Source organism: Ureibacillus sp. MALMAid1270, assembly GCF_049202975.1.
Lineage (GTDB): Bacteria > Bacillota > Bacilli > Bacillales_A > Planococcaceae > Ureibacillus.
The window spans coordinates 71,621-95,921 of record NZ_JBMIRP010000078.1 but is presented as its reverse complement, the minus strand read 5'-3'; the positions used below and the strand labels follow the sequence as shown (position 1 = coordinate 95,921).

The 24,301-nt window shown below is 32.3% G+C and carries 25 protein-coding genes and 1 riboswitch; of the genes, 15 read left to right on the top strand and 10 right to left on the bottom strand.

Annotated features, from left to right (window positions below; translation table 11 throughout):
- Nucleotides 1–58 precede the first annotated feature (58 nt).
- The 6 genes from odhB (at nucleotide 59) to ACOQFO_RS10350 (ending at nucleotide 5,440) form a co-directional block, all read left to right on the top strand.
- Nucleotides 59–1,327 (top strand): 2-oxoglutarate dehydrogenase complex dihydrolipoyllysine-residue succinyltransferase, encoded by a 1,269-nt coding sequence (odhB, locus tag ACOQFO_RS10375; protein ID WP_421689595.1) that lies wholly within the window; start codon nucleotides 59–61, stop codon nucleotides 1,325–1,327.
- Nucleotides 1,328–1,536: 209 nt separating this feature from the next.
- A riboswitch (Lysine riboswitch) is annotated at nucleotides 1,537–1,722 on the top strand.
- A 104-nt stretch (nucleotides 1,723–1,826) separates the two neighbouring features.
- Nucleotides 1,827–2,663 (top strand): transporter substrate-binding domain-containing protein, encoded by an 837-nt coding sequence (locus ACOQFO_RS10370; RefSeq protein ID WP_421689594.1) that lies wholly within the window; start codon nucleotides 1,827–1,829, stop codon nucleotides 2,661–2,663.
- Between the two features lie 94 nt (nucleotides 2,664–2,757).
- Complete coding sequence (locus ACOQFO_RS10365; protein WP_421689593.1) at nucleotides 2,758–3,483, top strand: amino acid ABC transporter permease; 726 nt, start codon at nucleotides 2,758–2,760, stop codon at nucleotides 3,481–3,483.
- A gap of 13 nt (nucleotides 3,484–3,496) precedes the next feature.
- Entirely contained in the window at nucleotides 3,497–4,231 is a 735-nt protein-coding gene (locus tag ACOQFO_RS10360) for an amino acid ABC transporter ATP-binding protein (protein ID WP_421689592.1), read from the top strand.
- Nucleotides 4,232–4,338: 107 nt separating this feature from the next.
- On the top strand, nucleotides 4,339–4,968 hold the full coding sequence (locus ACOQFO_RS10355; protein WP_421689591.1) for a hypothetical protein: 630 nt from the start codon (nucleotides 4,339–4,341) through the stop codon (nucleotides 4,966–4,968).
- A 265-nt stretch (nucleotides 4,969–5,233) separates the two neighbouring features.
- Nucleotides 5,234–5,440 carry a DUF6501 family protein gene (locus ACOQFO_RS10350; protein ID WP_421689590.1) on the top strand — a complete coding sequence of 69 codons (207 nt, stop codon included), beginning with the start codon at nucleotides 5,234–5,236 and terminating at the stop codon, nucleotides 5,438–5,440.
- 290 nt (nucleotides 5,441–5,730) lie between these two features.
- Here ACOQFO_RS10350 and ACOQFO_RS10345 read toward each other — a convergent pair whose 3' ends face one another.
- Nucleotides 5,731–6,837, bottom strand: a complete 1,107-nt coding sequence (locus tag ACOQFO_RS10345) for a toxic anion resistance protein (protein ID WP_421689589.1) — start codon at nucleotides 6,835–6,837, stop codon at nucleotides 5,731–5,733.
- Entirely contained in the window at nucleotides 6,834–7,484 is a 651-nt protein-coding gene (locus ACOQFO_RS10340; RefSeq protein ID WP_421689588.1) for a 5-bromo-4-chloroindolyl phosphate hydrolysis family protein, read from the bottom strand. The genes ACOQFO_RS10345 and ACOQFO_RS10340 overlap by 4 nt, the downstream gene beginning before the upstream one ends.
- A 284-nt stretch (nucleotides 7,485–7,768) precedes the next feature.
- Here ACOQFO_RS10340 and ACOQFO_RS10335 point away from each other — a divergent pair, with 284 nt between their 5' ends.
- Complete coding sequence (locus ACOQFO_RS10335; protein ID WP_421689587.1) at nucleotides 7,769–8,056, top strand: DUF1033 family protein; 288 nt, start codon at nucleotides 7,769–7,771, stop codon at nucleotides 8,054–8,056.
- Nucleotides 8,057–8,299: 243 nt separating this feature from the next.
- Entirely contained in the window at nucleotides 8,300–8,500 is a 201-nt protein-coding gene (locus ACOQFO_RS10330; protein WP_036179813.1) for a cold-shock protein, read from the top strand.
- A 65-nt stretch (nucleotides 8,501–8,565) separates the two neighbouring features.
- Here the strand turns inward: ACOQFO_RS10330 and ACOQFO_RS10325 are convergent, their stop codons facing one another.
- The 3 genes from ACOQFO_RS10325 to msrA form a co-directional block, all read right to left on the bottom strand.
- On the bottom strand, nucleotides 8,566–9,264 hold the full coding sequence (locus ACOQFO_RS10325; RefSeq protein ID WP_421689586.1) for a hypothetical protein: 699 nt from the start codon (nucleotides 9,262–9,264) through the stop codon (nucleotides 8,566–8,568).
- A 132-nt stretch (nucleotides 9,265–9,396) separates the two neighbouring features.
- Nucleotides 9,397–11,001 (bottom strand): ABC-F family ATP-binding cassette domain-containing protein, encoded by a 1,605-nt coding sequence (locus ACOQFO_RS10320; protein WP_421689585.1) that lies wholly within the window; start codon nucleotides 10,999–11,001, stop codon nucleotides 9,397–9,399.
- Nucleotides 11,002–11,262: 261 nt separating this feature from the next.
- Nucleotides 11,263–11,778: a peptide-methionine (S)-S-oxide reductase MsrA gene (gene msrA / locus ACOQFO_RS10315; protein ID WP_421689584.1), complete on the bottom strand. Its 516-nt coding sequence runs from the start codon at nucleotides 11,776–11,778 to the stop codon at nucleotides 11,263–11,265.
- Nucleotides 11,779–11,937: 159 nt separating this feature from the next.
- Between msrA and ACOQFO_RS10310 the strand changes: the two genes are divergently transcribed.
- Nucleotides 11,938–12,894 carry an LCP family protein gene (locus ACOQFO_RS10310; protein ID WP_421689583.1) on the top strand — a complete coding sequence of 319 codons (957 nt, stop codon included), beginning with the start codon at nucleotides 11,938–11,940 and terminating at the stop codon, nucleotides 12,892–12,894.
- A gap of 64 nt (nucleotides 12,895–12,958) precedes the next feature.
- A complete protein-coding gene (locus ACOQFO_RS10305) occupies nucleotides 12,959–14,182 on the top strand; it encodes an AI-2E family transporter (protein WP_421689582.1) in 1,224 nt (407 codons plus the stop codon).
- 68 nt (nucleotides 14,183–14,250) lie between these two features.
- Here the strand turns inward: ACOQFO_RS10305 and ACOQFO_RS10300 are convergent, their stop codons facing one another.
- Nucleotides 14,251–15,417, bottom strand: coding sequence for an aminotransferase class I/II-fold pyridoxal phosphate-dependent enzyme (locus tag ACOQFO_RS10300; protein WP_421689581.1), 1,167 nt, complete (start codon nucleotides 15,415–15,417; stop codon nucleotides 14,251–14,253).
- A 163-nt stretch (nucleotides 15,418–15,580) separates the two neighbouring features.
- Here ACOQFO_RS10300 and ACOQFO_RS10295 point away from each other — a divergent pair, with 163 nt between their 5' ends.
- Complete coding sequence (locus ACOQFO_RS10295) at nucleotides 15,581–16,399, top strand: ATP-binding protein (protein WP_421689580.1); 819 nt, start codon at nucleotides 15,581–15,583, stop codon at nucleotides 16,397–16,399.
- Nucleotides 16,400–16,470: 71 nt separating this feature from the next.
- Here the strand turns inward: ACOQFO_RS10295 and ACOQFO_RS10290 are convergent, their stop codons facing one another.
- Nucleotides 16,471–17,262, bottom strand: coding sequence for an enoyl-CoA hydratase/isomerase family protein (locus ACOQFO_RS10290; RefSeq protein ID WP_421689579.1), 792 nt, complete (start codon nucleotides 17,260–17,262; stop codon nucleotides 16,471–16,473).
- A gap of 214 nt (nucleotides 17,263–17,476) precedes the next feature.
- Here ACOQFO_RS10290 and ACOQFO_RS10285 point away from each other — a divergent pair, with 214 nt between their 5' ends.
- The 4 genes from ACOQFO_RS10285 (at nucleotide 17,477) to ACOQFO_RS10270 (ending at nucleotide 20,827) form a co-directional block, all read left to right on the top strand.
- Nucleotides 17,477–17,632, top strand: coding sequence for a hypothetical protein (locus ACOQFO_RS10285; protein ID WP_421689578.1), 156 nt, complete (start codon nucleotides 17,477–17,479; stop codon nucleotides 17,630–17,632).
- 82 nt (nucleotides 17,633–17,714) lie between these two features.
- Nucleotides 17,715–18,575: a patatin-like phospholipase family protein gene (locus ACOQFO_RS10280; RefSeq protein WP_421689577.1), complete on the top strand. Its 861-nt coding sequence runs from the start codon at nucleotides 17,715–17,717 to the stop codon at nucleotides 18,573–18,575.
- A 153-nt stretch (nucleotides 18,576–18,728) separates the two neighbouring features.
- Nucleotides 18,729–18,881, top strand: coding sequence for a transcriptional regulator (locus ACOQFO_RS10275; protein ID WP_421689576.1), 153 nt, complete (start codon nucleotides 18,729–18,731; stop codon nucleotides 18,879–18,881).
- A 239-nt stretch (nucleotides 18,882–19,120) separates the two neighbouring features.
- Entirely contained in the window at nucleotides 19,121–20,827 is a 1,707-nt protein-coding gene (locus ACOQFO_RS10270; protein ID WP_421689575.1) for a putative bifunctional diguanylate cyclase/phosphodiesterase, read from the top strand.
- Nucleotides 20,828–20,883: 56 nt separating this feature from the next.
- Here ACOQFO_RS10270 and ACOQFO_RS10265 read toward each other — a convergent pair whose 3' ends face one another.
- From ACOQFO_RS10265 to sigI, 3 genes are all read right to left on the bottom strand, one after another.
- On the bottom strand, nucleotides 20,884–22,275 hold the full coding sequence (locus ACOQFO_RS10265) for a nucleoside-diphosphate sugar epimerase (RefSeq protein WP_421689574.1): 1,392 nt from the start codon (nucleotides 22,273–22,275) through the stop codon (nucleotides 20,884–20,886).
- Between the two features lie 410 nt (nucleotides 22,276–22,685).
- The gene (locus ACOQFO_RS10260) at nucleotides 22,686–23,549 is read right to left on the bottom strand and encodes an anti-sigma factor domain-containing protein (protein WP_421689573.1); all 864 of its coding nucleotides are present in this window, start codon (nucleotides 23,547–23,549) and stop codon (nucleotides 22,686–22,688) included.
- Entirely contained in the window at nucleotides 23,549–24,292 is a 744-nt protein-coding gene (gene sigI, locus ACOQFO_RS10255) for an RNA polymerase sigma-I factor (protein ID WP_421689572.1), read from the bottom strand. The genes ACOQFO_RS10260 and sigI overlap by 1 nt, the downstream gene beginning before the upstream one ends.
- Between the last annotated feature and the right edge of the window lie 9 nt (nucleotides 24,293–24,301).

Genomic DNA, 24,301 nt, shown 5'->3' with positions numbered 1-24,301 from the left:
ATAGTAGTGAAAATGTATGTTTAAAAAACATACATGATATATAAAGGAGGATATGATTGTGGCTGAAATTAAAGTCCCTGAATTAGCAGAATCGATTACAGAAGGAACAATTGCCCAATGGGTTAAAAAAGTTGGAGATCGCGTTGAAAAAGGCGAATTCATCGTTGAACTAGAAACTGATAAAGTAAATGCTGAAATTATCTCAGAAGAAGCAGGGGTACTTACACAAGTTCTTGCAGCTGAAGGTGATACAGTATTAGTAGGTCAAGTAATTGCTGTTGTAGAAGCTGGAGAAGGTGCAGCACCAACACCACAAGCAGCTGAAGCTCCAAAAGCTGAAGCAGCACCAGCAGCTCCTGCAGCATCACAAGCACCTGCTATAACACCAGTTGTTGAAGTAACTTCAAATGACCGCGTAGTAGCTTCACCTGCTGCACGTAAATTAGCACGTGAAAAAGGTATTGACTTAAGTGCTATTTCACCAGTTGACCCACAAGGTCGCGTAAGAGTTCAAGACGTAGCAGCTCATGGAACTGCACCAGTAGCAGTAGCAGCAGCACCAGCAGCTCCAGTGGCTCCTGTTGCAACGACAAATGGTCCAGTTGTATTCACTCCAGCTGCTCAAACAGACCGTGTAACAATTGAAAAAATGAGCCGTCGTCGTCAAACGATTGCAAAACGTTTACTAGAAGTTAAACAATCTACTGCAATGTTAACAACGTTTAATGAAATCGACATGACTAACATTATGGCGTTACGTAAACGTAAACAAGAAGAATTCGTGAAAGCTAACGATATTAAATTAGGATTCATGTCATTCTTCACAAAAGCTGTAGTAGCAGCACTTAAAAAATACCCATATGTTAATGCTCAAATCGTTGGTGATGAAATTCACTTAAACAACTTCTTTGATATCGGTATCGCTGTTTCTACAGAAGAAGGATTAGTTGTTCCAGTTGTACGTGATGCTAATGCTAAAAACTTTGCTGAAATCGAAAAAGATATTGCAAACTTAGCTAAAAAAGCTCGCGATAAAAAATTAGGTTTAAATGACATGGCTGGTGGATCATTCACTATTACAAATGGTGGAGTATTCGGTTCATTAATGTCTACACCAATTATGAACGGTACTCAAGCCGGCATTCTAGGTATGCACTCTATTGTAAACCGTCCAGTTGCTGTTAACGGTGAAGTTCAAATCCGTCCAATGATGTACGTTGCATTATCTTATGACCACAGAATTATCGATGGTAAAGATTCAGTTGGATTCTTAAAAACAGTTAAAGAATTAATCGAAAATCCAGAAGATTTATTATTAAATTCATAATTTTGTTTTAGCTCTAGCAGATTTAATGATCTCGCTAGAGCTTTTCACTTTAGAACTTACTGAAAATTGTGTAATTATATCTATTGAGAATATTCAAACAATATACTATTCTGATATTTTAGATATTTATTTGATAACTTACCTATTGACATAATGTGTGCTCTGACGTAACATTTGATTATAACTAAATATTAACCTCACTTGTTTTCATGTGAGGTAGAGGCGCGATATTTATTAGTTTTTCATTGAGTTCGAGCAAACGATGACATGAAAAAGAAGGAGATATCGCCGAAGTGTAAAGTAAGCTCAATGCTTTATGCTGGGTCTGTAGTGAATAACTGCAGGACTGTCTCAAGTATAGTTTCCCAACGTACTTGAGTTGTGCTATCTCTAAACGGGAATAATTGAGGATTTGGGTATATTACATACACGCGACCTAGAATCTTCTAGGTCGTTTTTTCATATATACCTATAACCATTTAAAAAGGAGAGAAAGAATATGAAAAAAAATCTACTGTTAATGTTAACCACACTTTTTGCAATTCTAGTTTTAGCAGCTTGTGGTTCTGCTGATCAAGGTTCGACTGATGAAACATCTGAAGAGAAAGAAGTTTTTAAAGTTGGTTTAGAAGCTGCATATCCTCCGTTTAACTGGACTCAAAAAGATGATTCAAATGGGGCTGTAAAAATTGAAGGTTCTGACGAATATGCTGGTGGATACGACGTTGAAATTGCAAAACGTGTAGCTGAAGCATTAGGAAAAGAATTAGTTATTGTTAAAACAGATTGGGAAGGTTTAATCCCTGCATTACAAACAAATGTAATCGACGCTGTTATTGCTGGTATGAGTCCAACTGATGAACGTAAGCAAGCAATCGATTTTTCTGATAACTACTACTTAAGTGAATTTGTAATCGTAACAAAAGCAGATGGTAAATATGCAAACGCAAAAACATTAGCTGATTTTGCTGGTGCTAAAGTTACTTCTCAAATGGGTACAACAAATTATAATGTAATTGACCAAATTCCAAATGTACAAAAAGAAGTTGCAATGAACAACTTTACAGAAATGCGCGTTGCATTAGACACTGGTGTAATTGACGCTTATGTTGCTGAAAGACCAGAAGCGATTTCATCAACTGCTGCAAATTCTAAATTTGTATTTATTGAATTAGAAGATGGTTTTGAAATTAGCGAAGCAGATGCTGCTGTTGCAATTGGTCTTCGTAAAGGTGAAACAAATATCGAAAAAATTAATGCTGCATTAGCTGAAATTTCTGAAGAAGAAAGACAACAACTAATGGATGCTGCTATTCAAAACCAACCAGCAGAATAATTTATACTTAAATTATTTGTAGTCTATAGACACTGACTATTTTTTATAGTCAGTGTCCACTTTAATACAACAGTATGTTGTAAGGAGGATATTTATGAGTTTTGAGTCTATACTCTCAATTTTAGAGCATAATTGGCCAGGTTATTTAAAAGGTGCATATATTACATTGTTAATTGCAATCTTTAGTACAATTATTGGTGCTCTCATCGGACTATTTATTGGAGTCATGCATACGATACCATTACGTAAAAAATCCTTTAAATCATTTTTACTAAAAATCGTTAACTTTGTTTTATCGGTTTATGTAGAAATATTCCGTGGTACACCAATGATTGTACAAGCGATGGTTGTATTCTATGGAATTGCTGCATACGGATTTGTTATGGATCGCTTTGTAGCTGCTATTTTAGTAGTTTCATTAAATACTGGTGCATATATGGCTGAATATGTGCGTGGTGGTATTGTTTCGATTGACAAAGGTCAATATGAAGCTGCTGAGACAATTGGTATGAGTCATTTCCAAACAATGGTTCATGTTATATTGCCACAGGTAATAAGAAATATTTTACCTGCTACAGGGAACCAATTAATTATGAACATTAAAGACTCTGCTGTATTAAGTGTAATTAGTGTAACGGAATTATTCTTTGTTACTCAAACAATTGCAAGTATTAACTACAAAACAGCAGAAACTTATTTAATTGCCTGTGTGATTTATTTAATTATGACAATTGCTGCTTCACAATTATTACGTTTATTTGAAAAGAAATTAGATGGTCCAAAAGACTACAATTTCCAACCAGATAAAAGGGTCGCGTAAGGGGGAATTATGAATGGAAAAAGTCATAGATATTAAACACTTAAACAAATCATTTGGAAACCATGAAGTATTACGCGATGTAAATTTTTCAGTTGCTAAAGGAGAAGTAGTTTGCTTAATCGGATCATCTGGTTCTGGTAAATCCACTCTATTACGCTGTATAAATTTACTAGAAACTCCTTCTGGTGGGGAAATTATTTATAAAGGTGAAAACATATTAGACAAAAATCATGATATTAGAAAATACCGTACTCATTTAGGTATGGTGTTCCAAAATTTCAATTTGTTTAATAATCATAATGTGTTAAAAAACTGTGTTGTAGGACAACAAAAGGTATTAAAACGTTCTAAAGCAGACGCAGAACGTAATGCATTAAAATATTTAAAATTAGTAGGTATGGACAAATATACGAATGCAAAGCCAAGTCAATTATCAGGTGGTCAAAAACAACGTGTTGCTATTGCACGTGCACTAGCGATGGACCCTGATGTAATGTTATTCGATGAACCTACATCTGCGTTAGATCCTGAAATGGTTGGCGAGGTACTAAAAGTAATGCGTCAACTAGCTGAAGAAGGGAATACGATGTTAATCGTAACCCACGAAATGGAATTCGCAAAAGAAGTTTCAGATCGAATTGTATTTATGGACAAAGGTGTAATCGTAGAAGAAGGACCACCAAGCCAAGTACTTGTAAATCCACAGCACGATCGTACAAAAGAATTCTTAAAGCGTACATTAAAATAATTGCTTGATTAAGACAAATTCCTAAGAAAATAGGGAATTTGTCTTTTTTTATATTTCTTACACTTTTTAACAACTTCTTCGTCTATAGTATTAGAAAAGGGGGATCTTTGTGGAGGATTTATATATTAAATATAATCGAACGATTCGATAAGTATTTGAAATTATTGGAACCAATAAAAATTGAAAATACGATACCCTATATGAATGATCCGATAATAGCAGAATTATTATTTATGTATGATAATGGTAAAGTAGGGCATTATAAAATGTTCGATGAAGAAACCTTTTATAATATCAATACAAAACAATGGTTTACCATAAATAGTAGAATAGCTGATGACGAGACAAGATTTATTTTTATGAGTTCCTTTGCCTATTCTCCATCAACAATTCAATCATTCCTTTTATTAGCTTTAATAATTGGTATGGTAATATCTAATCCAATAATCAGGAGAATGTATCTAATAAGAAAAATAGTGTATTTTGAAAAAAGTAATGTAGCAAAATACATCTATTATAGTTTAATCATTTCTTTGATTATGTTTACATTATTAATAGGCATTTACAAATGGGTAATTCACATTTTTTGGATTTTATTATTATTTATTCTTATCGGTTTATTTATTATTTATCTTGAAAAGAAATATGGGGATCGTAATGCAAATTTCAATAGTTTATTATTTTCAACAATCTTTTTGATCTGTATATTAATTAATATAATATTAATGATAAAATAAAGGGAATACTATAAATCCTTAACTTCTTGAATTCCATTCAGCGATTACAATAAATACTATGGCAAATACAATTGCAATAATTAATAACCAGGTTGAAATTCCTCCGAAAGACATAAGTTATCACCTCTTTTGGATAATAGTACCATGAAAATTTGCATGTTTCAAAGTTGAAAATATAGATATAAATTCACAAATAATTGAATATCGTATAAAATATAATAGAGAATACATTATACACGTAAATAGTAAAAGTGAGGTAAATTTAATGTTAAATTTAAAGTGGAAAGATGCACCAACGATCCGAACGGTGAAATGTGTTAATACAAATGCTGAAAAATACCTTGTATCAAATGTGTTAACTGTTGGTAAAGAGTATGAAGTGAAAAATGAAACAGAAGAATTTATCTTTGTAGTCGACAACACAGGAAAAGTCGGCGGATATTATAAAGATTACTTTGAATCTGTACAATAATTAATGAACGCGACTGTCAGCTAAAGGCTGATTGTCGTGTTTTTAATTCTATGAGGTTGATGGGGAACTGGAATTACTAGGTAGGGCAATTCTGTCAAAAAGAAGGGTGAATCCGACACATAGTGAGGCCATTCTGTCACAAAGTAGATCCAATCCGCGTACATCACAAAAAAGGGTTATACTGTCACAAAATAGAGCGAATCAAACACAAAGTAGAGTGATTCGGACACAAAGTAGGGCGATTAAGACACAAAGTATCTCTAACACACACAATAAAAAATAGAACAGCATCATCCGAGATACTGTCCCATTTTTGCTTCAATTTCTGCATGTTGTGTATTACTTTCTGCCTGAACTCTTAATGTTTCTTCTATAGATTCAATCAATTGTAGTTGAGTTTGTTTAAACGTATCAATATCTGTATGAGTGATAGATTTATGTCGTTTGGAATCTTTTGCTGTAGCTTCAATCATTTTAGCATTTTTTCTAAGCATATCATCAGAGATATCCATTAATTTTTGACCAGTCATATTTAGTCGTCTTTGATTGTTCATGTTTACTAATATGGAGATTTGCGTTTGCCACAAAGGAATTGTTGTTAAAACGGATGATTGAATTTTTTCCACTAACAATCGATTTGTTTGTTGTATTAATCGAATTTGTGGTGCCGATTGGATAGAAACTTCACGGGATAATTGTAAGTCGTAAATCCGTTTATCTAGCCATTCAATCGCTTGTAAAAAATCATTTAGTTTCTGTTTACTAATAAGGTCATTCTTTTCAAGTGCTTCTTGCTGCAAAGTTGTTAGCTGGTTAATCATATCTTGTTTCTTAAGCTGAGCAGCAGCAATGTAAATATTAATGTTATGGTAGTATTCTTCGTTCAATTTGTATAACTCTTCTAACATAGCAATATCTGAGAGTAATCCTTTTTGTGCATGTAGTAATTGAATACTTAAACGGTCAATTTGTACACTAAGTCTTTTGAAATGAGATATTTGTTCTTGAATAGTAGAATTTGCACGTTTAAACAACTTCGAAAAGAAGCCTTTATTCTCGATCAATGAATCTGGATCTATTTTTTCAAGTTGTTCCATCAGCTTAAAAAGTACATCGCGAATAGGAGATGTATCATTTCGCTGTACTTGAACAAGTAAATTGTTTGTAAAATGTTTTAGTTTATGTTGTGCTTCTATTCCAAATTGCAGTATAGCATTATACTGTGTAGCATTGATCGTACTAGCTAAGTACAATGCATTTTGTTGATTCTCTTCTGATAATGTTGAAAAAATAGAAGGTAATTGATCGTTCGATACAATCTCTCCATTTGCACCATCAAAAAAAGAGCTCGTACTATTCAGTATAGAATTTTGATGTGAGCTCTTCTCTTGTGTCATTCATGGTCACCTCTATAATTAATATGCTTTCGATTTTTTTCATTTTCTAACTTTGCATAATCGATTTCCATTCTTAACTGTTCTAAATCGGATTCTAATGCCGATTTTAAATCATTTTCCATCGTTTCATGAAGATTTTTCAATGTTTTACGTGTATCTTCAAGAGCTAATTGAATTTCCATATCCTTAAGCTGTTGTTGAGTAAGTAGTGTATATTTACTAGTTAACTCTACCGCGGAAGGTAAATGAGAATAAAAGAAATCTTGTACAGAGTAAAATTTATAAGGATTTGTTTGTACAATGTTTAATATTCTACGTGCTAATTTCGTCATTTCATTTAAAATTTTAAAAGAAGTGATTGATCGAACTTTAATATATTGCTGAGTTAAAGAAAAAATATGGCTTCTTGCTAATTTTAGCTGTTTTTCAATATGATTTAGTTCGGATCGCGTTAAACCAAGCTCCTTACTTTTCTTCGATTTTTGGATAAATTTAATCGCTTTATTACTTACATAATATGTCAATATCGTAATGATCGGCACAAGTACTGGGCCTAAATCAAAATTCAACACAGTTAAGGTAAAAACAGTTAAACTTATTAAAAAGCTAAATGCATGACGCGTTACAAAATTCATTGCTCCTAACATAATCGTACCCCCTTAATACTATAGTTTTAAATACGTTTGTCTTGAGGAAAAGTTTCATAAATGGTCTGTTATAATTCATATATATGTTACAACTTTTGGCCGTTCATATGAAATGTTTCGTAACCAATAAAATTTTGGAATTTTTTATGAACAATACAAAATACGAGCAAATCATTTAAAAATAGTTTAGATTATAAACAATATTTTATCAAAACCGTGTGTTGAAATAAAACTATTATGAGTGATTCTAAACGTAATAATGTAATTGAAAAGGGATTGATGATATGAGTAAATATAAAATAATATATATGAAAGCAGATTATGAACCTTGGTGGCAATTTGAAGATTGGCAGGATCATATAGTGTCAACAGACATTTATGATAACCAAGAAACATTTGAAGCAGCATTAGCTGAAAAACTAGAAATATTTCGAGAAAAATATCCTAATGAAAAATTAAAAGATGAAAAATATTATGCCTTCTGGTCAGATGAAGAACGTGAATATTGTGTAGCCTGTGAAGATGATATTCAAGTCTATCATGGTATTATTATTGAAAAGGATAATGAGTGAAATAAAACATTCAATTTGCAGAAAAAATTGAAAATTTAACACAATATTGAATATTTTAGTTTGACAAGGTGTAAAATGATGGTATAATGAGAATAACAATAAAATTGCTTGACCGGATACAAATGATTCACATATTACAAAGAGTGATCGGTGTTATGTCGGTGCTCTGTGTAATATGTGTTTTTTTTATACGGTAAATGGTGAATTATTGTTAACTTTAATTTTTTTTGGAGGTTTTTTCAAATGAAACAAGGTACAGTAAAATGGTTTAACTCAGAAAAAGGTTTTGGATTCATCGAAGTTGAAGGCGAAAACGACGTATTCGTACACTTCTCTGCTATCCAAGGAGAAGGTTTCAAAACTCTTGACGAAGGTCAAAAAGTGGAATTCGAAGTTGTAGATGGCAACCGCGGACCACAAGCTGCTAACGTTGTAAAACTTTAATTTTTATAAATTAAACTTATAATCGTTAATACAGAGGCATTCATATTTGAATGCCTCTTTTACATTTATTTTGTTGAATCGATTTTTTCTAATGTAGAAGTGACAATATAATCATCTTCGCCTTCAATATGCATAATGGCTTCACGTTTTACTTCACCGAATCCCTCTACGAAATACTTTCGATTAATAAAATCTTCTGTCTCTTCCTCTAAAACAAATACATCTTCAAATGTTTGATAAGGTGTTTCAAGGGTCGTTTCAATTTCGGCAATTTTCCATTTCCCTATTTCTGTTCCAACTTCAATTGGTCCATTTAAATAAGATTCGATTAAAGGAAGATTATTAAGTTCATCTACTGAAGGATATTGAACTTCTGAAGGAAGACCTTCAATTGGTTCTTCATACACTTTATCGATTTTATCGTACTCATCCATTACTCTGTAAATTTTTAGCATCGCAAGGCCACCATTATCCTCAACTATTGATACATAACGGTCAGATAACCACTTTGTATAAACTGTGTAAGTTGCAAATTCATTGCCATCACCTAAAAAGTGGGCAGTGGAACCATCAGGCAAAAAGAAGTTTGAATAATCAACATCATTTTCCGTTACTTCATCTGATTCGTCTTCTGATTCATTTGAATTGTTTAATGTTTCAGATGATGATTCGCCTGGTGGGTGGTTTGTATCTGAAGTGTTTACTTGATCATTTGTACAACCTACTAAAAAGAGAAAAGTTAAAATAAATAGTAGTTGTTTCATTTTTCAATACCTCCTTTAATATGACGTATTTTTGAAAAAACGTCGCATTATATTCAAGTGTTTACATAATATTATTATGTAAACTAAAATTTTACAATAATAAAACGGTAGGGGAATTCTACCGTTTTTCATTTATTTAATACCTTGAGCTTCTTTCCACTCTAGGAATTCATCATATGTTAATTGTTTGTCTAAGATTGATCCGTCTTCTTGAATTTCAATTACACGGTTTGCAATCGTTTGGATAAATTGGTGGTCATGAGATGTAAAGATCATTGCGCCTTTGAATCGGATTAAACCTTCGTTTAATGCTTGAATCGATTCTAAGTCTAAATGGTTTGTTGGCTCATCTAATAATAATACGTTTGAGTTTGAAAGCATCATTTTAGATAACATACAACGAACTTTTTCTCCTCCAGATAAAACAGAAGGGGATTTCTTTACTTCTTCACCTGAGAATAACATACGGCCTAAGAATCCACGTAAGAAGCTTTCTGTTTCATCTTCAGGTGAATATTGACGTAGCCAGTCAACTAATGTTTTTTCAGAGCCAGTAAAGTATTTGTCATGATCATTTTCAAAATAACTTTGAGATGTAGTTACACCCCATTTGAATGTACCGCTATCAGCTTCACGTTGACCCATTAAAATATCCATTAAAGCCGTTTTTGCATGAGGATTTCCAAGAAGTACGATTTTATCTTCTTTGTTCATCATGAAACGAATATCTTTGAATAGAATTTCACCTTCTTGTGAAGCCGTTAAGCCATCAACAGTTAGCACGTCATTTCCGATTTCACGTCCAATTTGGAAGTTAATAAACGGATATTTACGGCTAGATGGGCGAATATCATCAAGTTCGATTTTATCAAGCATTTTTTTACGAGAAGTTGCTTGTTTTGATTTCGATGCGTTAGCACTGAAACGAGCAATGAATTCTTGTAATTCTTTAATTTTCTCTTCTTTTTTCTTGTTTTGTTCTGAAGCCATTTTTAATGCTAATTGAGATGACTCATACCAGAAATCGTAGTTACCAACATATAATTGGATTTTACCAAAGTCAAGGTCCGCAATATGCGTACATACTTTGTTTAAGAAGTGACGGTCATGGGATACAACGATTACAGTGTTTTCAAAGTTAATTAAGAACTCTTCTAACCATTGAATTGCTTTTAAATCTAAATGGTTCGTAGGCTCGTCAAGGAGTAATACATCAGGCTTTCCAAATAAAGCTTGAGCAAGTAATACTTTAACTTTCTCAGAACCTTCTAAGTCTTTCATTTGCATATAGTGTAATTCATCACCAATACCAAGACCATTTAATAGGGTAGCAGCTTCTGAATCAGCTTCCCAACCGTTTAAATCTGCAAATTCACCTTCAAGTTCAGCTGCACGCATTCCATCCTCATCAGAGAAATCTTCTTTCATGTAAATTGCATCTTTTTCCGTTTTCACTTCATATAGACGTTTGTTACCCATAATAACTGTATCAAGAACAGTGAATTCATCATATTCAAAGTGATTTTGTTTCAACACTGATAAACGTTCGTCTTTACCCATTGAAACATGACCTTCTTGTGGTTCAATTTCACCAGATAAAATTTTTAAAAAAGTAGATTTACCTGCACCATTTGCGCCGATTAGACCATAACAGTTACCAGGTGTAAATTTAATATTTACATCTTCAAATAGTTTACGATCACCATATCGAAGACCCACATTACTTACTTGAATCATGTAAGTACCTCCTTAAATGTCTATTTCTTATAAGTATAAAAATTCCTAATAATTGGAGTTTCTCTTATATACACATAATTACTATTATATCATGTATTTTGTAGAAATAAAACAATATCAATTGTTACCAAATTGCCCATTAGAATATGTTTCAATGGGTTTTCATAAAATGATTTCTACTTACTTATGAAATAACTTCTATTAAATTTCATAAGTACTAAAACGTAAAAATTGGCGACTTTTCTAAAAGTCGCCATGTTGTTATTTCCAATATTCGTTTATGAATTCATCTCGACCCGAAATTTTACGATCTTCTTTATAATGTTCTGGTTCTTTTTTATAGTAATCTTGATGATAATCTTCTGCTACGTAAAATTCACTTGCTTTTAAAATTTCTGTTACAATTGGTTTATTGAATTTTTTGCTTTCTGCAAGCTTCACTTTCGATTCTTCAGCAATTGCTTTCTGCTCATCAGTATGATAGAAGATAGCTGTTCGATATTGATCGCCTCTATCATGGAATTGTCCTCCAGCATCTGTAGGGTCAATTTGCATCCAGAAGATCTCTAATAATTTCTCATATGGGAATATGTTTTCATCAAATTCGATTTGTACTACTTCGTAATGTCCAGTAGTTCCTGTCTTTACTTGTTCGTAGCTTGGATTTTCAATAAATCCACCCATATAACCAGAAGTAACTTTATGTATTCCATCCCATTGGTCAAATGGTTTTACCATACACCAAAAACATCCACCTGCAAACGTTGCTTTTTCCAAAAAATTTCCTCCTCTATGATTAAAACCGATAGAATTGTATCATGCTAAATTTGAGCGTATACAAAGATTCAATCTCATATTATTTATATAATAATAATAGTATAAAACATTTCAACATAAAAGATATAATAGTTGAACTAGAGAATTGGGGGTTCATGTATGGAAGAAAATCTACCTCTTGAAACGAGAAGTTCGAGAAAAACTCAAAAGAAAAAATTAAGAATAGGAAGAGTCATACTTCTATCATTTTTGTTGCTAATTGTTATTGCAGCCGTTTATATCTTTTTAGAATATAGAGTAGGACTTGAAATAGCAGAAGAAACGAATTTACCTGAGGAACCGTTTGTAGCAGATGCACCGACTGAAAATATTACAAACTATTTAATCATTGGTATTGATAGTAGGGGCGAAGAAAAATCTAGATCGGATACGATGATGGTTTTATCTAGAAACCATTCTACGAATGAATTAAAACTAGTCTCGTTTATGCGAGATATTTATGCAGACATTCCAAATTATCAATCTTATAAGTTGAATACAGCTTACTTCTTAGGTGGAGTTCAACTACTAAAGGACACATTATCCACTATGTTTGAGATTCCAATTCATCACTATGCAGTAATCGATTTTAAAAGTTTTGAATCATTGATTGATATACTTGCTCCTGAAGGTATTGAAATCAATGTGGAAAAAGATATGTCTGCATATATTGGGGTATCTTTAACGCAAGGTGAACAAAAATTGAATGGTAAGGAATTATTAGGCTATGCACGTTTTCGACATGATGAACTTGGAGATTTCGGACGAGTGGAACGCCAACAAAAAGTGATTGATGCTGTAAAAGATGAATTATTATCTGCTAAAAACGTGTTGAAACTACCAAGAATAATTGGAGCTTTACATGGCTATGTATCGACGGATATGACTACATCAGAAGAAATTAATACAGTCATCTCTATGGCTCTTGGTGGTAAAGTGGAAATAGAAAAAATGACTATACCCGTAGAAGGGACATATCGATACGGTGAATACCAGCATGCCGGATCAGTAATTGAAATTGATAAAGAGCTAAATAAACAATATTTACATGAATTTATCAATCTAGAGAGTCAGTAAAGTGAAATTGATAGAAATAAAATGATAGAATAGGGTTAGTTGAATAGTTTTGCGAGGTGGTTTTTTGGAAAGAGAAAAAGAAACAAAAAATGGGGATCTAACTGTTAGGGAACGATCCCAGTTTTTTTCTACTAAGTTTATCCGATTTTTAGGTGGAAGAAATTTATTATTTACACTGATTTCCTTACTATTATTAGGCTGCATTATTTTTGTATTTGATAAAGTTAGTTTTATATTTTATCCATTACAAGTCTTATTTAATGTGGTCATTTTACCGGGAGTATTAGCTATCATTGCTTATTATTTACTAAAACCATTTGTTAACATTTTAGTAAATTGGAAAGTACCTCGCGTTTTAGCCATTTTCATTTTGTATTTAATTGTGATCGGATTAATTACTTTACTTATTGTGGCGGTTTATCCATTTTTACGAGATCAATTTAAAAATTTAATTAATGAGTTTCCGATTTATTTTGTATCAGTGACAGACACAGTTGTTACATTTTTAAATAATTCTGGTTTCAACGATTTATTTAAAGAATATAATTTTGATTATAATAAGGTAATTACCGATATTACGAACAATATTGCTTCGACAGTTCAAGGGACATTTTCTAATGTCGCAAAAACCGTTGCAACTGGGATAACTGGTTTTGTTTCTACTTTAACAAGTATTGTATTGTCCCTAGTAACCGTTCCGTTTATATTGTTTTACTTGTTATATGAAGGGGAGAAATTACCTAAATTTATTTTAAGTATATTACCACCCCGCGCAAGAGATGAAGCAAAACAAGTGATGAAGGAAGTAGACAAACAAGTAAGTTCATACATACAAGGGCAAATTCTCGTATCAATTTGTATTGGGGTCATGATGACAATTGGCTTCTTAATTATTGGATTACCATATGCCTTTGTATTAGGATTCTTAGCAATGATTACGAGTGTCGTACCATATTTAGGTCCAGCAATTGCGATTACACCTGCAATTATCATTGCAATCGTAAATTCACCATTCATGTTAATTGGATTAGTCATAGTTTGGACGATTGTTCAATTAATTGAAGGAAAACTGATTACACCAAACATTATGGGAAAATCTTTATCGATTCACCCGATTACCATTATCTTTGTATTACTGACTATGGGATCATTATTTGGAGTAGCAGGTGTTATTCTAGGTATACCTGGGTATGCCATTTTAAAAGTTATCGTAACACACATTTATCGTTCAATTAAAAAGCGATACAATCGTTACGAGCCAGATCCTACTCAGAAGTTTGAAATTTAGTATAAAGTCATATAATCCATAAAATAAAGTGGATGTTTTCCTTTATTCGGTAACATCCACTTTATTTTTTATATTGAAAGTGATTTTAAGTTTTCTAATGCTTTTTTTAGAAGGTCTGCTGGTTGAACTAATGCGAGTCGCACATAACCTTCACCTTCAGTTCCAAATTCTGTGCCAGGAACCACGATCACTCCAACTTGTTCGATTAATGTAAATGCAAAAGAAACACTATCCATCTCATACGGATACTTCGCCCAAACAAACATCCCACCATCAGATGGAGCAATTTGCCAACCCAGTTCTTGCAAACCTGTAGTTAAAACTTGATGACGTTCTTTGAAAATGGTACGTAATTGAGCTGTTATTTCTTCCGCATGATCAAGAGCTAAAGCTGCAGTTGATTGAATTGGATCAAAAATACCAAAGTCCAAATTTGATTTTAACTGACCAATTATTTTTATCATTTCAGCATTTCCTACAATGTAAGCAACACGAGCGCCAGCAAGGCTAAAGCTTTTTGAAAGGGAGTTAATTTCTAACCCAACTTCTTTTGCACCAGGTGCAGCAAAAAATGTAATTGGGCGATCTCCAGAAAAATAAAACTCAGAGTAAGCTGCATCGTGTAAAACAATAATATTATACTTCTTAGCAAATTCAACAACTTCTGTAAAATATTCGATAGAAGGAGAAGCAGGAACTGGATTTCCAGGCATATTAATAATAAGTAGCTTTGCTTTATGTGCAATCTCTTCAGGAATAGCACCAAGATTTGGAACAAATCCTCTTTCCTCGTCAAGAGGTACATAATAGCTTGTCGCACCTGCAAGTTTTATGCCCGCATCATAAGCAACATAGGATGGGTTCGTAGTTAATACAATATCTCCAGGGTCACAGAACGCAACCGGTAAATGTACAAGTCCTTCTTGTGATCCAATTGTTTGAATGACTTCCGTTTCTGGATTTAACTCTACATGATTCACTCTTTTGTAATAGTTTGCTACTGCTTCTTTAAACTGATTAGAAGCTGTTAAAGTATAGCCGTATGATGATGGGAGTAGGCTTAATTTAGATAAATGTTCACGTAGCATTTCATGTGGCGGTAAGTCTGGGCTACCTAAGCTTAAGTCAATTAATTCAAAACCTTTTTCTTCCTGTTGTTTTTTTGCAAAACTTTTTAACTGAGAGAATATTGCCGGTTTATATAAAGACATTTTTTTTGATGGAATAATATTCAAGTCTTAAACACTCCTTAAAGAGAATTATGTATACAGTTCAATTTTAACATATCAATACAATATTATTCTCTAATTCTATTGAAAATTTCGTCTACTAATAGACTCTTTATTGGAGTTAGAAACTTGGAAATATTAAAATAAAATAAAAAACGGATGTGGTCATATGATGATTCACTCATTAAGTGGACCAAGTGGCTCTGGGAAAAGTACGAGTGCATTACAGTTCGCTCATGAACATGGAATCGAAGCAATTATTGATGATGGAATCCTTGTCATTAAAGGTGAAAGGGTAGCTGGTACATCAGCAAAATATGAGAGAAATACGATTAAGGCTATTCGAAGAGCAATTTTTGAAGATGAAGAACATAAAAAAGAAGTTCAAGAAGCGATTAAGGAATATGACGTTCAATCGATATTAATTATTGGTACATCTGATAAAATGACGAAAAAAATTGCTCAAAAATTAGAATTGGGTGACATTAATTCATTCCATTACATTGAAGAGATTCGTTCTAATAAGGATATCCAAATTGCAAAGTTTGTAAGAGGAACTCAAGGAATGCACGTCATGCCTATCCCTTATAAACAGGTAGAACAAAACATATTTAAGCGAATGATTCATAGAGGGTTTGAAATCTTTTCGAAAAATAAAGAAAAATTAGGGGAGACAACAATTGTTCGTCCTGTTTTTCATCAACAAACGATTGATATTTCGCAAAAGGTATATGTGGACTTATTAGAATATATTTTGGAAAATTACAAAGGGATAGCGAAAGTTGATTCCTTTCATTTTACGTTAAAACAGTTAATACCCTCTATTTATATAGTTATCTATATCCCATACCCTGTAGATTATTTTGTAGTTGGAAAAATAGAGGAGTTACAACAATATATAAGTCATCAATTTTTAAAGCATTTTGAGTTTCAACCAGGCGAGATTCATGTATACGTAAAAGGTGTAAGTGTAGTGTATGCATTATAGCCTAATTTAGTTAAGTAGAATGGCATAAAGTAGGGCTATTGGATATGGAATCTCCAATAGCCCTATATAATTTATTTTCGAGTGAATTTTGGTTGCCTTTTCTCGACAAATGCGCGGACACCTTCTGGAAAATCATTTGGGTCAACAAATGGAGTTGATCCATCCCATAATACTGGTGCAGAATCGAGGCATTCTTTTACAGAGTTTTTGATCGCAAGTAATGAAGCCGGTGACATTCCTGCTACTAATTTCCCCATACGGATTGAAAAGCGAGTTAAATCTTTTTCAGCGACTAAATAATTTAATAAACCTGCTTTATAAGCTTCTTCAGCTTTATACATACGACCAGTAAAGACAAAATCTTTTGTAGCAGAAGGACCGACTAAATCGACAAGTCGTTTTGCAAATTTATTGTTAATGGTAATTCCTAACTTACCAACTGGAATCCCCATTTTCGCTTTATCCGATCCAATACGAATATCACAAGCGAGTGCTAATTCAAGACCAGCTCCCATTGCAGGACCGTTAATAACGCCGATGACAGGGATAGGAAGATTTTCAATCGTTGAAATAGTTTTCTCCATATGAACGAATGCTTCCTCTGCTTTTTCTAACGAAATGGAGTTAAATTCCTTTATATCAGAACCTGCTGTAAAGTTTTCTCCAGATCCTCTTAATAGAAGTACTTTATTTTTGGGATTCTTTAGAGTATGCATAGAAATTTTAGCAAGCTGATCCCACATGTTTTGGGTTAAAGCATTTTTCAATTGTGGTCGATGAATCGTAATAATTGCGAGTCCAGCTGTTTCTTGATAGATTATTTTCGCATCTTCCTCTTCTAACCGCATAGTACGAACTTGCATACGAACATCCCCTTTTTTTATTGTTAATATCATTATATCCTACAATTAAATTCATACATATAATATTAGGAAGTTTCCTTTGAATTGTTATGACATATTAGAATAATCGGATTATTTTATGCTAAAACCTACCAAAAGCTGTAATATGTATTGTAGGTCATTATATAATGATAAGGTATGTTATTCGTTATGAGAGTTGGGGGGAACTAAATCAATGGATTATCTTGTTATCATTTTGTTAGTAATTGGAATAATCATATTATGGAAACTAACTAAGAAACTACTTTCTTTAGCATTAATTGTTGTATTAATCTATTTCATCTATATTAATTTTGACTCTATAAAAGCAGCAATACCAATTGAATGGTAAATATTTATTGGTTTCAATTGTAGATTTTCGATCGAATAGTTTAGTAAGATAACAGAAATGACTAGTAATAAGTGGGGATAAAATGGAACTACTAAATGTAAAAGATACGAGCTTAATATTAGAAGGTGGAACTTTTAGAACGGTTTTTACTTCAGGAATTTTAGATGCCTTTTTGGATCATGAAATCATGATGCCTTATATTGTGGGAATTTCAGCAGGTGCTATTAACGCATGTTCATATGTTTCAGAGCAAAAGGAACGTACTTTTCGGGTTTTAACGAATTATCGTCATGATAAGCGCTATATGGGATTTCGTAACTTTTTGAAGGAGAAAAGCTTGTTTGGGTTAAATTTTGCTTATGATGTGGTACCTAACCAATTAGATTTGTTTGATTGGGAAACATTCCAATCTTACAAGGGAACAGTTCAGTTTGGAGTTACGAATGCGAAAACAGGACAAGTCGAATATATGAATGCTTTAGAAATGGATAAAAGTTGTACATTATTAAGAGCAACTTGTGCAATCCCAGTTCTATTTCCTGAAATCAAACTAGGTGATGAACCTTATTTTGATGGTGGACTAGCTGACCCAATTCCTATTAGAAAAGCAATAGAAGATGGATATGAAAAACATATATTAATCTTAACAAGACCAAAAGGATATCGTAAACATACTGATCGCCAAAGTAAATTTACGATGAAACTTTTAAGTTCTAAATATCCTAATTTAGTAGATACGATGAAGAAACGTGTCATTCGTTACAATGAAACAATGCGTTTTATCGAACAATTAGAAGAACAAGGTAAAGCATTTATTTTTCGGCCTGAGAAACCAATTCAAAGCTTAGAAAAAGACGTAAACGTAATGCGGAAAAATTATGATCTAGGCTATCAGCAAGCGGTTGAAAAAATGGATCAGTTAAAGCAATTTTTAAATCTGTAATACGTTATAAAGGATAGATGTCTTCCTAAATGTTGGGAGACATCTTTTTTTATTGTACTTAAAGAAAGGATATTGACATCATCTAATTACTGTTATATATTAAATTAACAAAAATAAAACTGTTATAGTACAAACTTATGGAGGGTGATTTAGATGACAATTTATAAAATGGGCTATGATTATTACGTATTAAAATGTGTAGAATTTGGAGTTGATCCGATTAACTTTTATTATTACTGTTCACTTTTATCCAAAGAACAATTGGATCACTACAACCAACAGGCTCAAATTGTGAAAGGGTCATAAAATTGAAAAAAATACGAAATAATTTATAAAACCTTACTAATTTTGTTAAAAATTAGTAAGGTTTTTCTGTTAAAAATAAAACAAAAATAGCATAATTCTGACTTTTCCTACATTTTTCGTCACAATTCTTGTGACTTGTATTGTAAATTTATACATAATAAATTATTATTATTAAAAAAATGATAGAACCAAATGCCTACCACGATGCTTCTCAAAATTAGAGTATGGAGGGTTTCCCTTTGACAAATCCACCAGTTAGTTTACAAACGATAATTTCAGAATTATCCTATAACGAATTAAAAGATATAAAAGCAGCACTTGATGAATCTGTAATATTGGCTGTTACGGATTCTAGAGGTAATATTACTGAGGTAAATGAACTATTTTGTGAAATTTCAAAATACACTCGTGAAGAATTAATCGGACAAAATCATCGAATATTAAACTCCGGTTATCATCCAAAGTCATTTTTCAAAGAAATGTGGCAAACAATCGGTACAGGAAATACCTGGCATGGTCAAATTTGTAATCGTGCAAAAGACGGATCTATATATTGGGTACAAACAACGATCGTTCCATTTTTAAATGAAAAAGGGAAACCGTATCAGTATATTTCAATTCGAACGGATATTACTGCACAAAAAAACATTTCCATCATTACACATTACGCCAACCATGATGAGTTAACTGGCTTACCAAACAGAAGGAATTTATCACAAAGGTTAAATCAAAAAATTGAAGAGTCTAAAAAAAATAATTCGAAATTTTCCCTGTTTTACCTTGATGTGAATCGATTCCGTCAGGTGAATGATTCCCTTGGACATAATGTTGGGGATTTATTTTTATATGAAGTGGCTGAGCGTTTGAAATCGATCGATGAACAAGGCAACTCATTTTTCCGTTTAAATGGAGACGAATTTGTATACATACTCGATGACACAACTCAAATTAAAGAAACGGCAGAAAAAATTATTAGCTTATTTAAAAAGCCGTTTCATTTTGTTAATTACGAATTTTTTTCAAGTATTAGTATGGGGATTAGTGTTTACCCTGAGCATGGTATGGATATAGAACAATTATTAGTTAGCGCTGATATGGCCTTATATAGTGCTAAGAAGAATAAAGGTAACCAATATTCTATTTACCAGGTCAAAATGAAAGGCCTTAACGATAAAGGCTTAATGATGGAATCAAAATTATATAATGCTATTAAGGAAAATACATTAGAATTATATTATCAACCAAAAATGGATATCCGTACGGATAGGTTGGTTGGAATGGAAGCATTGCTGAGATGGAAAGATCCTGAATTAGGGTTTATCCCGCCAGATCAATTTATTCCTTTTGCTGAAGATTGTAATTTAATTAGTGAGATAGGGGAATGGGTGTTAAGAAATGCATCACATCAAATCAACAAATGGAATGAAAAATATAAAGTCGATTTAAAAGTTGCCGTTAACATATCACCGATTCATTTCCAAGAGACTAATTTTATTGAACGTCTACAAAGTATCATTCAAGAGACAAAAGTTGACCCGAAAAATTTAGAAATTGAAATTACTGAAATGAGTATGATGAATTATAACCAACATCTAATTGATAAAATTAAAAGTATTAAACAATTAGGAATAACAATTTCAGTAGATGATTTTGGTACAGGTTATAGCTCCCTTGGGTATTTGAAAGAATTTCCTGTAGATGCTCTAAAGATTGATCGTTCCTTCATCGTGAATATGCAAGATGGGAAGTCTGGTGTAGCTATGGTTTCGGCTATTATCACACTTGCACATGCATTAAATCTTGAAGTTGTTGCTGAGGGTGTAGAAAGTTTAGTAGAATTAGAAATATTAAAAGCTCATAATTGTGAATACGTTCAAGGCTATCTATATAGTAAACCGTTGTCAACGGAAGAGTTTTCAAAAAAGATAGAACAATATTTACTATAAAAGAAAAGAGGTTTACCTCCAAGTTGTTCGTCACAGCATTGGGGAAACCTCTTTTACTATTCTTCTAGTAGACTTTGGATTTTTTCGTATTCTTCATCACCTACTGATTGGTGATATTGATACAGTAAATCACTATCAACCTTTAAAGTATCTTTATAATTTAAATATAGTTGTTCAGTCAAGTGTCGGATGATTAATGGGACTGGCTTGGAATGATTAAATCGATTCATATATGTCTCGATAAATTCCTCAGAAACCTCGCACCATAAATTTTGACCTAATGCATCAAATTCAACATACTTTAATAGAGCGATTAAAAAATCATCGGTTAAATACGGATTATATAAGCAGGTAGCTTTCCAGTCTATGATTTCTCGGTAGCGATGTAACCAATGCGGCTCCAACACAGCACTTAGTAATGAGATTTGAAGTGGTGAATAAGATTTTATCAATTGATCCATTTCTTTATTGGAAAGTTTTTTAAATCCTAAATCGTCATAGATTTGGCTGGCTAAGGACGGAATTCCTTTTACTAAATGTTCACTACCGTACCACTTATATGGTCCACGATCAAATTCAAAAAACTGTAATTCAAGAACTTCTTCTTCATCTTCAGAATCTTCATCTAGCAAATCAATATAACCGTATTCGCTAAAATAAGTTTCATCTTCGATAAAAGTATCAGTTTCATGCTCAAAGTGTGAATTGATCGTAACGTTTTGTCGTTTCAATTCATCTACTATATATTTTTTAAATGAAGCAGAAAGTCTTGAAAGGACTGGGTAATTATATTGTAATGTAGAAACGTCCACTTTATCTAAATTGTGGATCAAATATTGTTCAGATAATTGGTCACAAGCATAACAAACATAAGAAAAATCGACATATTGAAGGTATTCTTCAAAATCAGTTGGGTGTAATCGAACTAACTGATAACGAAAATAACAATATTCTTCAATAAATTTCTTTGTATATGTCGGATTTGACTCTAGAATTTGTTCCAAATCCTTATCATCAATGATTGGTCCTACATAGGATGGAATTGATTTCACATGAAAGTCTTCAGGAAAATCAATTTTATTTATATATTTTTTTGGATTGAAGTTGTTTTTACGATTAGCATGAGTTTTAAAACTATAAGATCCAATTGATCCGCGCTCATCTAGTAAGATGTAGGCAAGTTCTTGTTTTTGGTCACGAGTTAGCTTTACGTTCTTCGGAAATTTCACAGAGGCAAAATATTTTCCATTTGCCATATCATAGAAAAACTTGTAATCACCCTCGGGCGTGAATTCCGTTTGAGTATTGTAATTTTTTCTCCAATACAGAAGAGCACCGTTAATGGGGGGATAGTTCGAAAATTCTATATTCGCGATGGAAAATATATTATGTGAAAGCGAATCATCATAAACCGCTTTAATAAATTCAATATTTTTAATTTTTAGCATTTGAAACCTCCACTTAAAACTATTATATACATTTTGGCAAAAAACAGTAGTGAAAAGTTTGATTGTTTTAAAGAAAGAGAGAATTAAACAATGGAAAAATGGCGATAAATAGTTTACTTAATGTTATTATAGTCAACTTTTACTTGAATGAGATGATGGAAATACGTATGAGTATCGTATTCTAAAAACAAAAATAAAAGTACGTATTAAATTGAGTCTATTCCACTACTTAGAATGCAGATGGGTAATACACATATTTAACTACAATTTTCATAAAAAGAAAACAAGAGTAACCATTATATGCATAAAAACTGTAAAATGATTGATTTATAAAAATAGCCTTAAGAGTGTACTCTCTTAAGGCATTTATATATATTGACGTTGATTATTGCAAAAAGTTTTGTATTTTTTTAATTATCGTTTTTCCCGTTATTCCCATTATTGTTCTTTTTCTTTTCATTGTTTGAGGAATTAGGGTTGCCATTGTTTCCATTTCCTTTATTAGAAGAATTATTTTCATTTTTCTTTTCTTTTGAATTGTTAGAATTAGAATTACCTTTTTCATTTTGAGTATTGGAATTGGATTGATTTTCATTTTTGTTAGAATTATTTTGTTTATTAGAAGAGTTGTTTTCGTTTTTCTTCCCCTTATTATCTTTGGTTGTATCATTGTTTTGTTTTTTTGAGTTATTATTCGAGTTATTGTTGTTATTCTTTTTGATCTTCTGTTTGGAATCATTTGACTTTACAGGCTTTTCATTTTTCACTGTTTCAATCGTTTTTTCTATATCTTCTTTCGCTTTAGTTTGCTCTTGGTTTGTATATTTTGTCGTAATGGAAATTTCCTCGTAATCGGGTGTGATTTCTTCAACAGCTTTTAATAGAGCTTCCTTAAGAGGGAGGCCATTTAATTCTTCAATGTTTATGGGCTTCTCTTCATTCAAGTTAGTTACGGAAATAACTTTACCGTCTTCATTAACACCTAACTCCAGTTCTTCACCTACTTGAACATATGCATAGGCGCTGTTTGTATTTGGAAATAATGCAGTGAAAAAGAATATAAGTAATGCTGCTGCAACAAGTACTGGTCCAACGATCAAACTCTTCTTTTTCTTTTGGGAAAGGGAAGAGGTAGTCAACAAACGGAATTCTACTTCATCGCCGATATCTACGTTCGACACCAAAGGAAGACCGCGAAGAAATTCACCTTCTGCAGTCATGAAAATCATATAGTTTTTGTTAATTTTGCAAAGAATACCTTTATAAGTATGCATTATATGATTTCTCCTTTTACATAGTCTTTTAAATACATAAAGTCACTGTTTAATAATAAGACGACGGCGATGATATATTTCCGATTACGTTCAATCGTTTTTCTAGATACTTCAACTAAAGATTCAATTTCTTTAATAGGTAATTTTTTATTTGCCATCAAGTATTCATAAAACTCCTCATGCTCAGCCACAATTTGAGCAATATGAATTGCGTTTTTACGAGCATCAGCATGTTTAGGAGAAGAATTAGATAAATCCTCGAATGATAAATTGAACTGTTTTAACAGTCCACTGTATAAAGAAAGTTCTTCTTTTCTTGAAGCAGCACGTTGACTTTCTTGATATGTATGTACTGATTTTTCATTAAATAAATAATGTTGTTCAGAGGATTCTTCACCAATTGGTTCAAGTGTTAATAATTCCTCTTTTTTAGAAGCCTCTTTTCGAATAAAGTCAATCAATCTTCTTTTGATAATCAAGTGTGCAAAAGTTTGAAATGATGTATCTTCTTCCGGATTATAGTTCATGATTGCTTCATGAAAACCAAGAATTGTCACACTGAATTCTTCATCGTGCTCATCAATTGGACGTTTACAAATAAAGGAAGCTGTTTTTTTCATAAAAGGAATACTCACAAAAAGGAGGTCATTCATAACCTCCTCATTGCCTGTTTTTGCCTCTATAGCAAGTTCATTCATATTTAATTTTGATTTAAATAGTCCTTGTATAATAGACAAAAACATTTTGTAACC

Bases quoted from the DNA above. Each gene is read 5' to 3' on its own strand.
- ACOQFO_RS10370 (WP_421689594.1), top strand. From the start codon at position 1,827: ATGAAAAAAAATCTACTGTTAATGTTAACCACACTTTTTGCAATTCTA.
- ACOQFO_RS10365 (WP_421689593.1), top strand. From the start codon at position 2,758: ATGAGTTTTGAGTCTATACTCTCAATTTTAGAGCATAATTGGCCAGGT.
- ACOQFO_RS10360 (WP_421689592.1), top strand. From the start codon at position 3,497: ATGGAAAAAGTCATAGATATTAAACACTTAAACAAATCATTTGGAAAC.
- ACOQFO_RS10350 (WP_421689590.1), top strand. From the start codon at position 5,234: ATGTTAAATTTAAAGTGGAAAGATGCACCAACGATCCGAACGGTGAAA.
- ACOQFO_RS10345 (WP_421689589.1), bottom strand. From the start codon at position 6,837: ATGACACAAGAGAAGAGCTCACATCAAAATTCTATACTGAATAGTACG.
- ACOQFO_RS10340 (WP_421689588.1), bottom strand. From the start codon at position 7,484: ATGTTAGGAGCAATGAATTTTGTAACGCGTCATGCATTTAGCTTTTTA.
- ACOQFO_RS10335 (WP_421689587.1), top strand. From the start codon at position 7,769: ATGAGTAAATATAAAATAATATATATGAAAGCAGATTATGAACCTTGG.
- ACOQFO_RS10330 (WP_036179813.1), top strand. From the start codon at position 8,300: ATGAAACAAGGTACAGTAAAATGGTTTAACTCAGAAAAAGGTTTTGGA.
- ACOQFO_RS10325 (WP_421689586.1), bottom strand. From the start codon at position 9,264: ATGAAACAACTACTATTTATTTTAACTTTTCTCTTTTTAGTAGGTTGT.
- ACOQFO_RS10320 (WP_421689585.1), bottom strand. From the start codon at position 11,001: ATGATTCAAGTAAGTAATGTGGGTCTTCGATATGGTGATCGTAAACTA.
- ACOQFO_RS10310 (WP_421689583.1), top strand. From the start codon at position 11,938: ATGGAAGAAAATCTACCTCTTGAAACGAGAAGTTCGAGAAAAACTCAA.
- ACOQFO_RS10295 (WP_421689580.1), top strand. From the start codon at position 15,581: ATGATGATTCACTCATTAAGTGGACCAAGTGGCTCTGGGAAAAGTACG.
- ACOQFO_RS10290 (WP_421689579.1), bottom strand. From the start codon at position 17,262: ATGCAAGTTCGTACTATGCGGTTAGAAGAGGAAGATGCGAAAATAATC.
- ACOQFO_RS10285 (WP_421689578.1), top strand. From the start codon at position 17,477: ATGGATTATCTTGTTATCATTTTGTTAGTAATTGGAATAATCATATTA.
- ACOQFO_RS10280 (WP_421689577.1), top strand. From the start codon at position 17,715: ATGGAACTACTAAATGTAAAAGATACGAGCTTAATATTAGAAGGTGGA.
- ACOQFO_RS10275 (WP_421689576.1), top strand. From the start codon at position 18,729: ATGACAATTTATAAAATGGGCTATGATTATTACGTATTAAAATGTGTA.
- ACOQFO_RS10265 (WP_421689574.1), bottom strand. From the start codon at position 22,275: ATGCTAAAAATTAAAAATATTGAATTTATTAAAGCGGTTTATGATGAT.
- ACOQFO_RS10260 (WP_421689573.1), bottom strand. From the start codon at position 23,549: ATGCATACTTATAAAGGTATTCTTTGCAAAATTAACAAAAACTATATG.
- sigI (WP_421689572.1), bottom strand. From the start codon at position 24,292: ATGTTTTTGTCTATTATACAAGGACTATTTAAATCAAAATTAAATATG.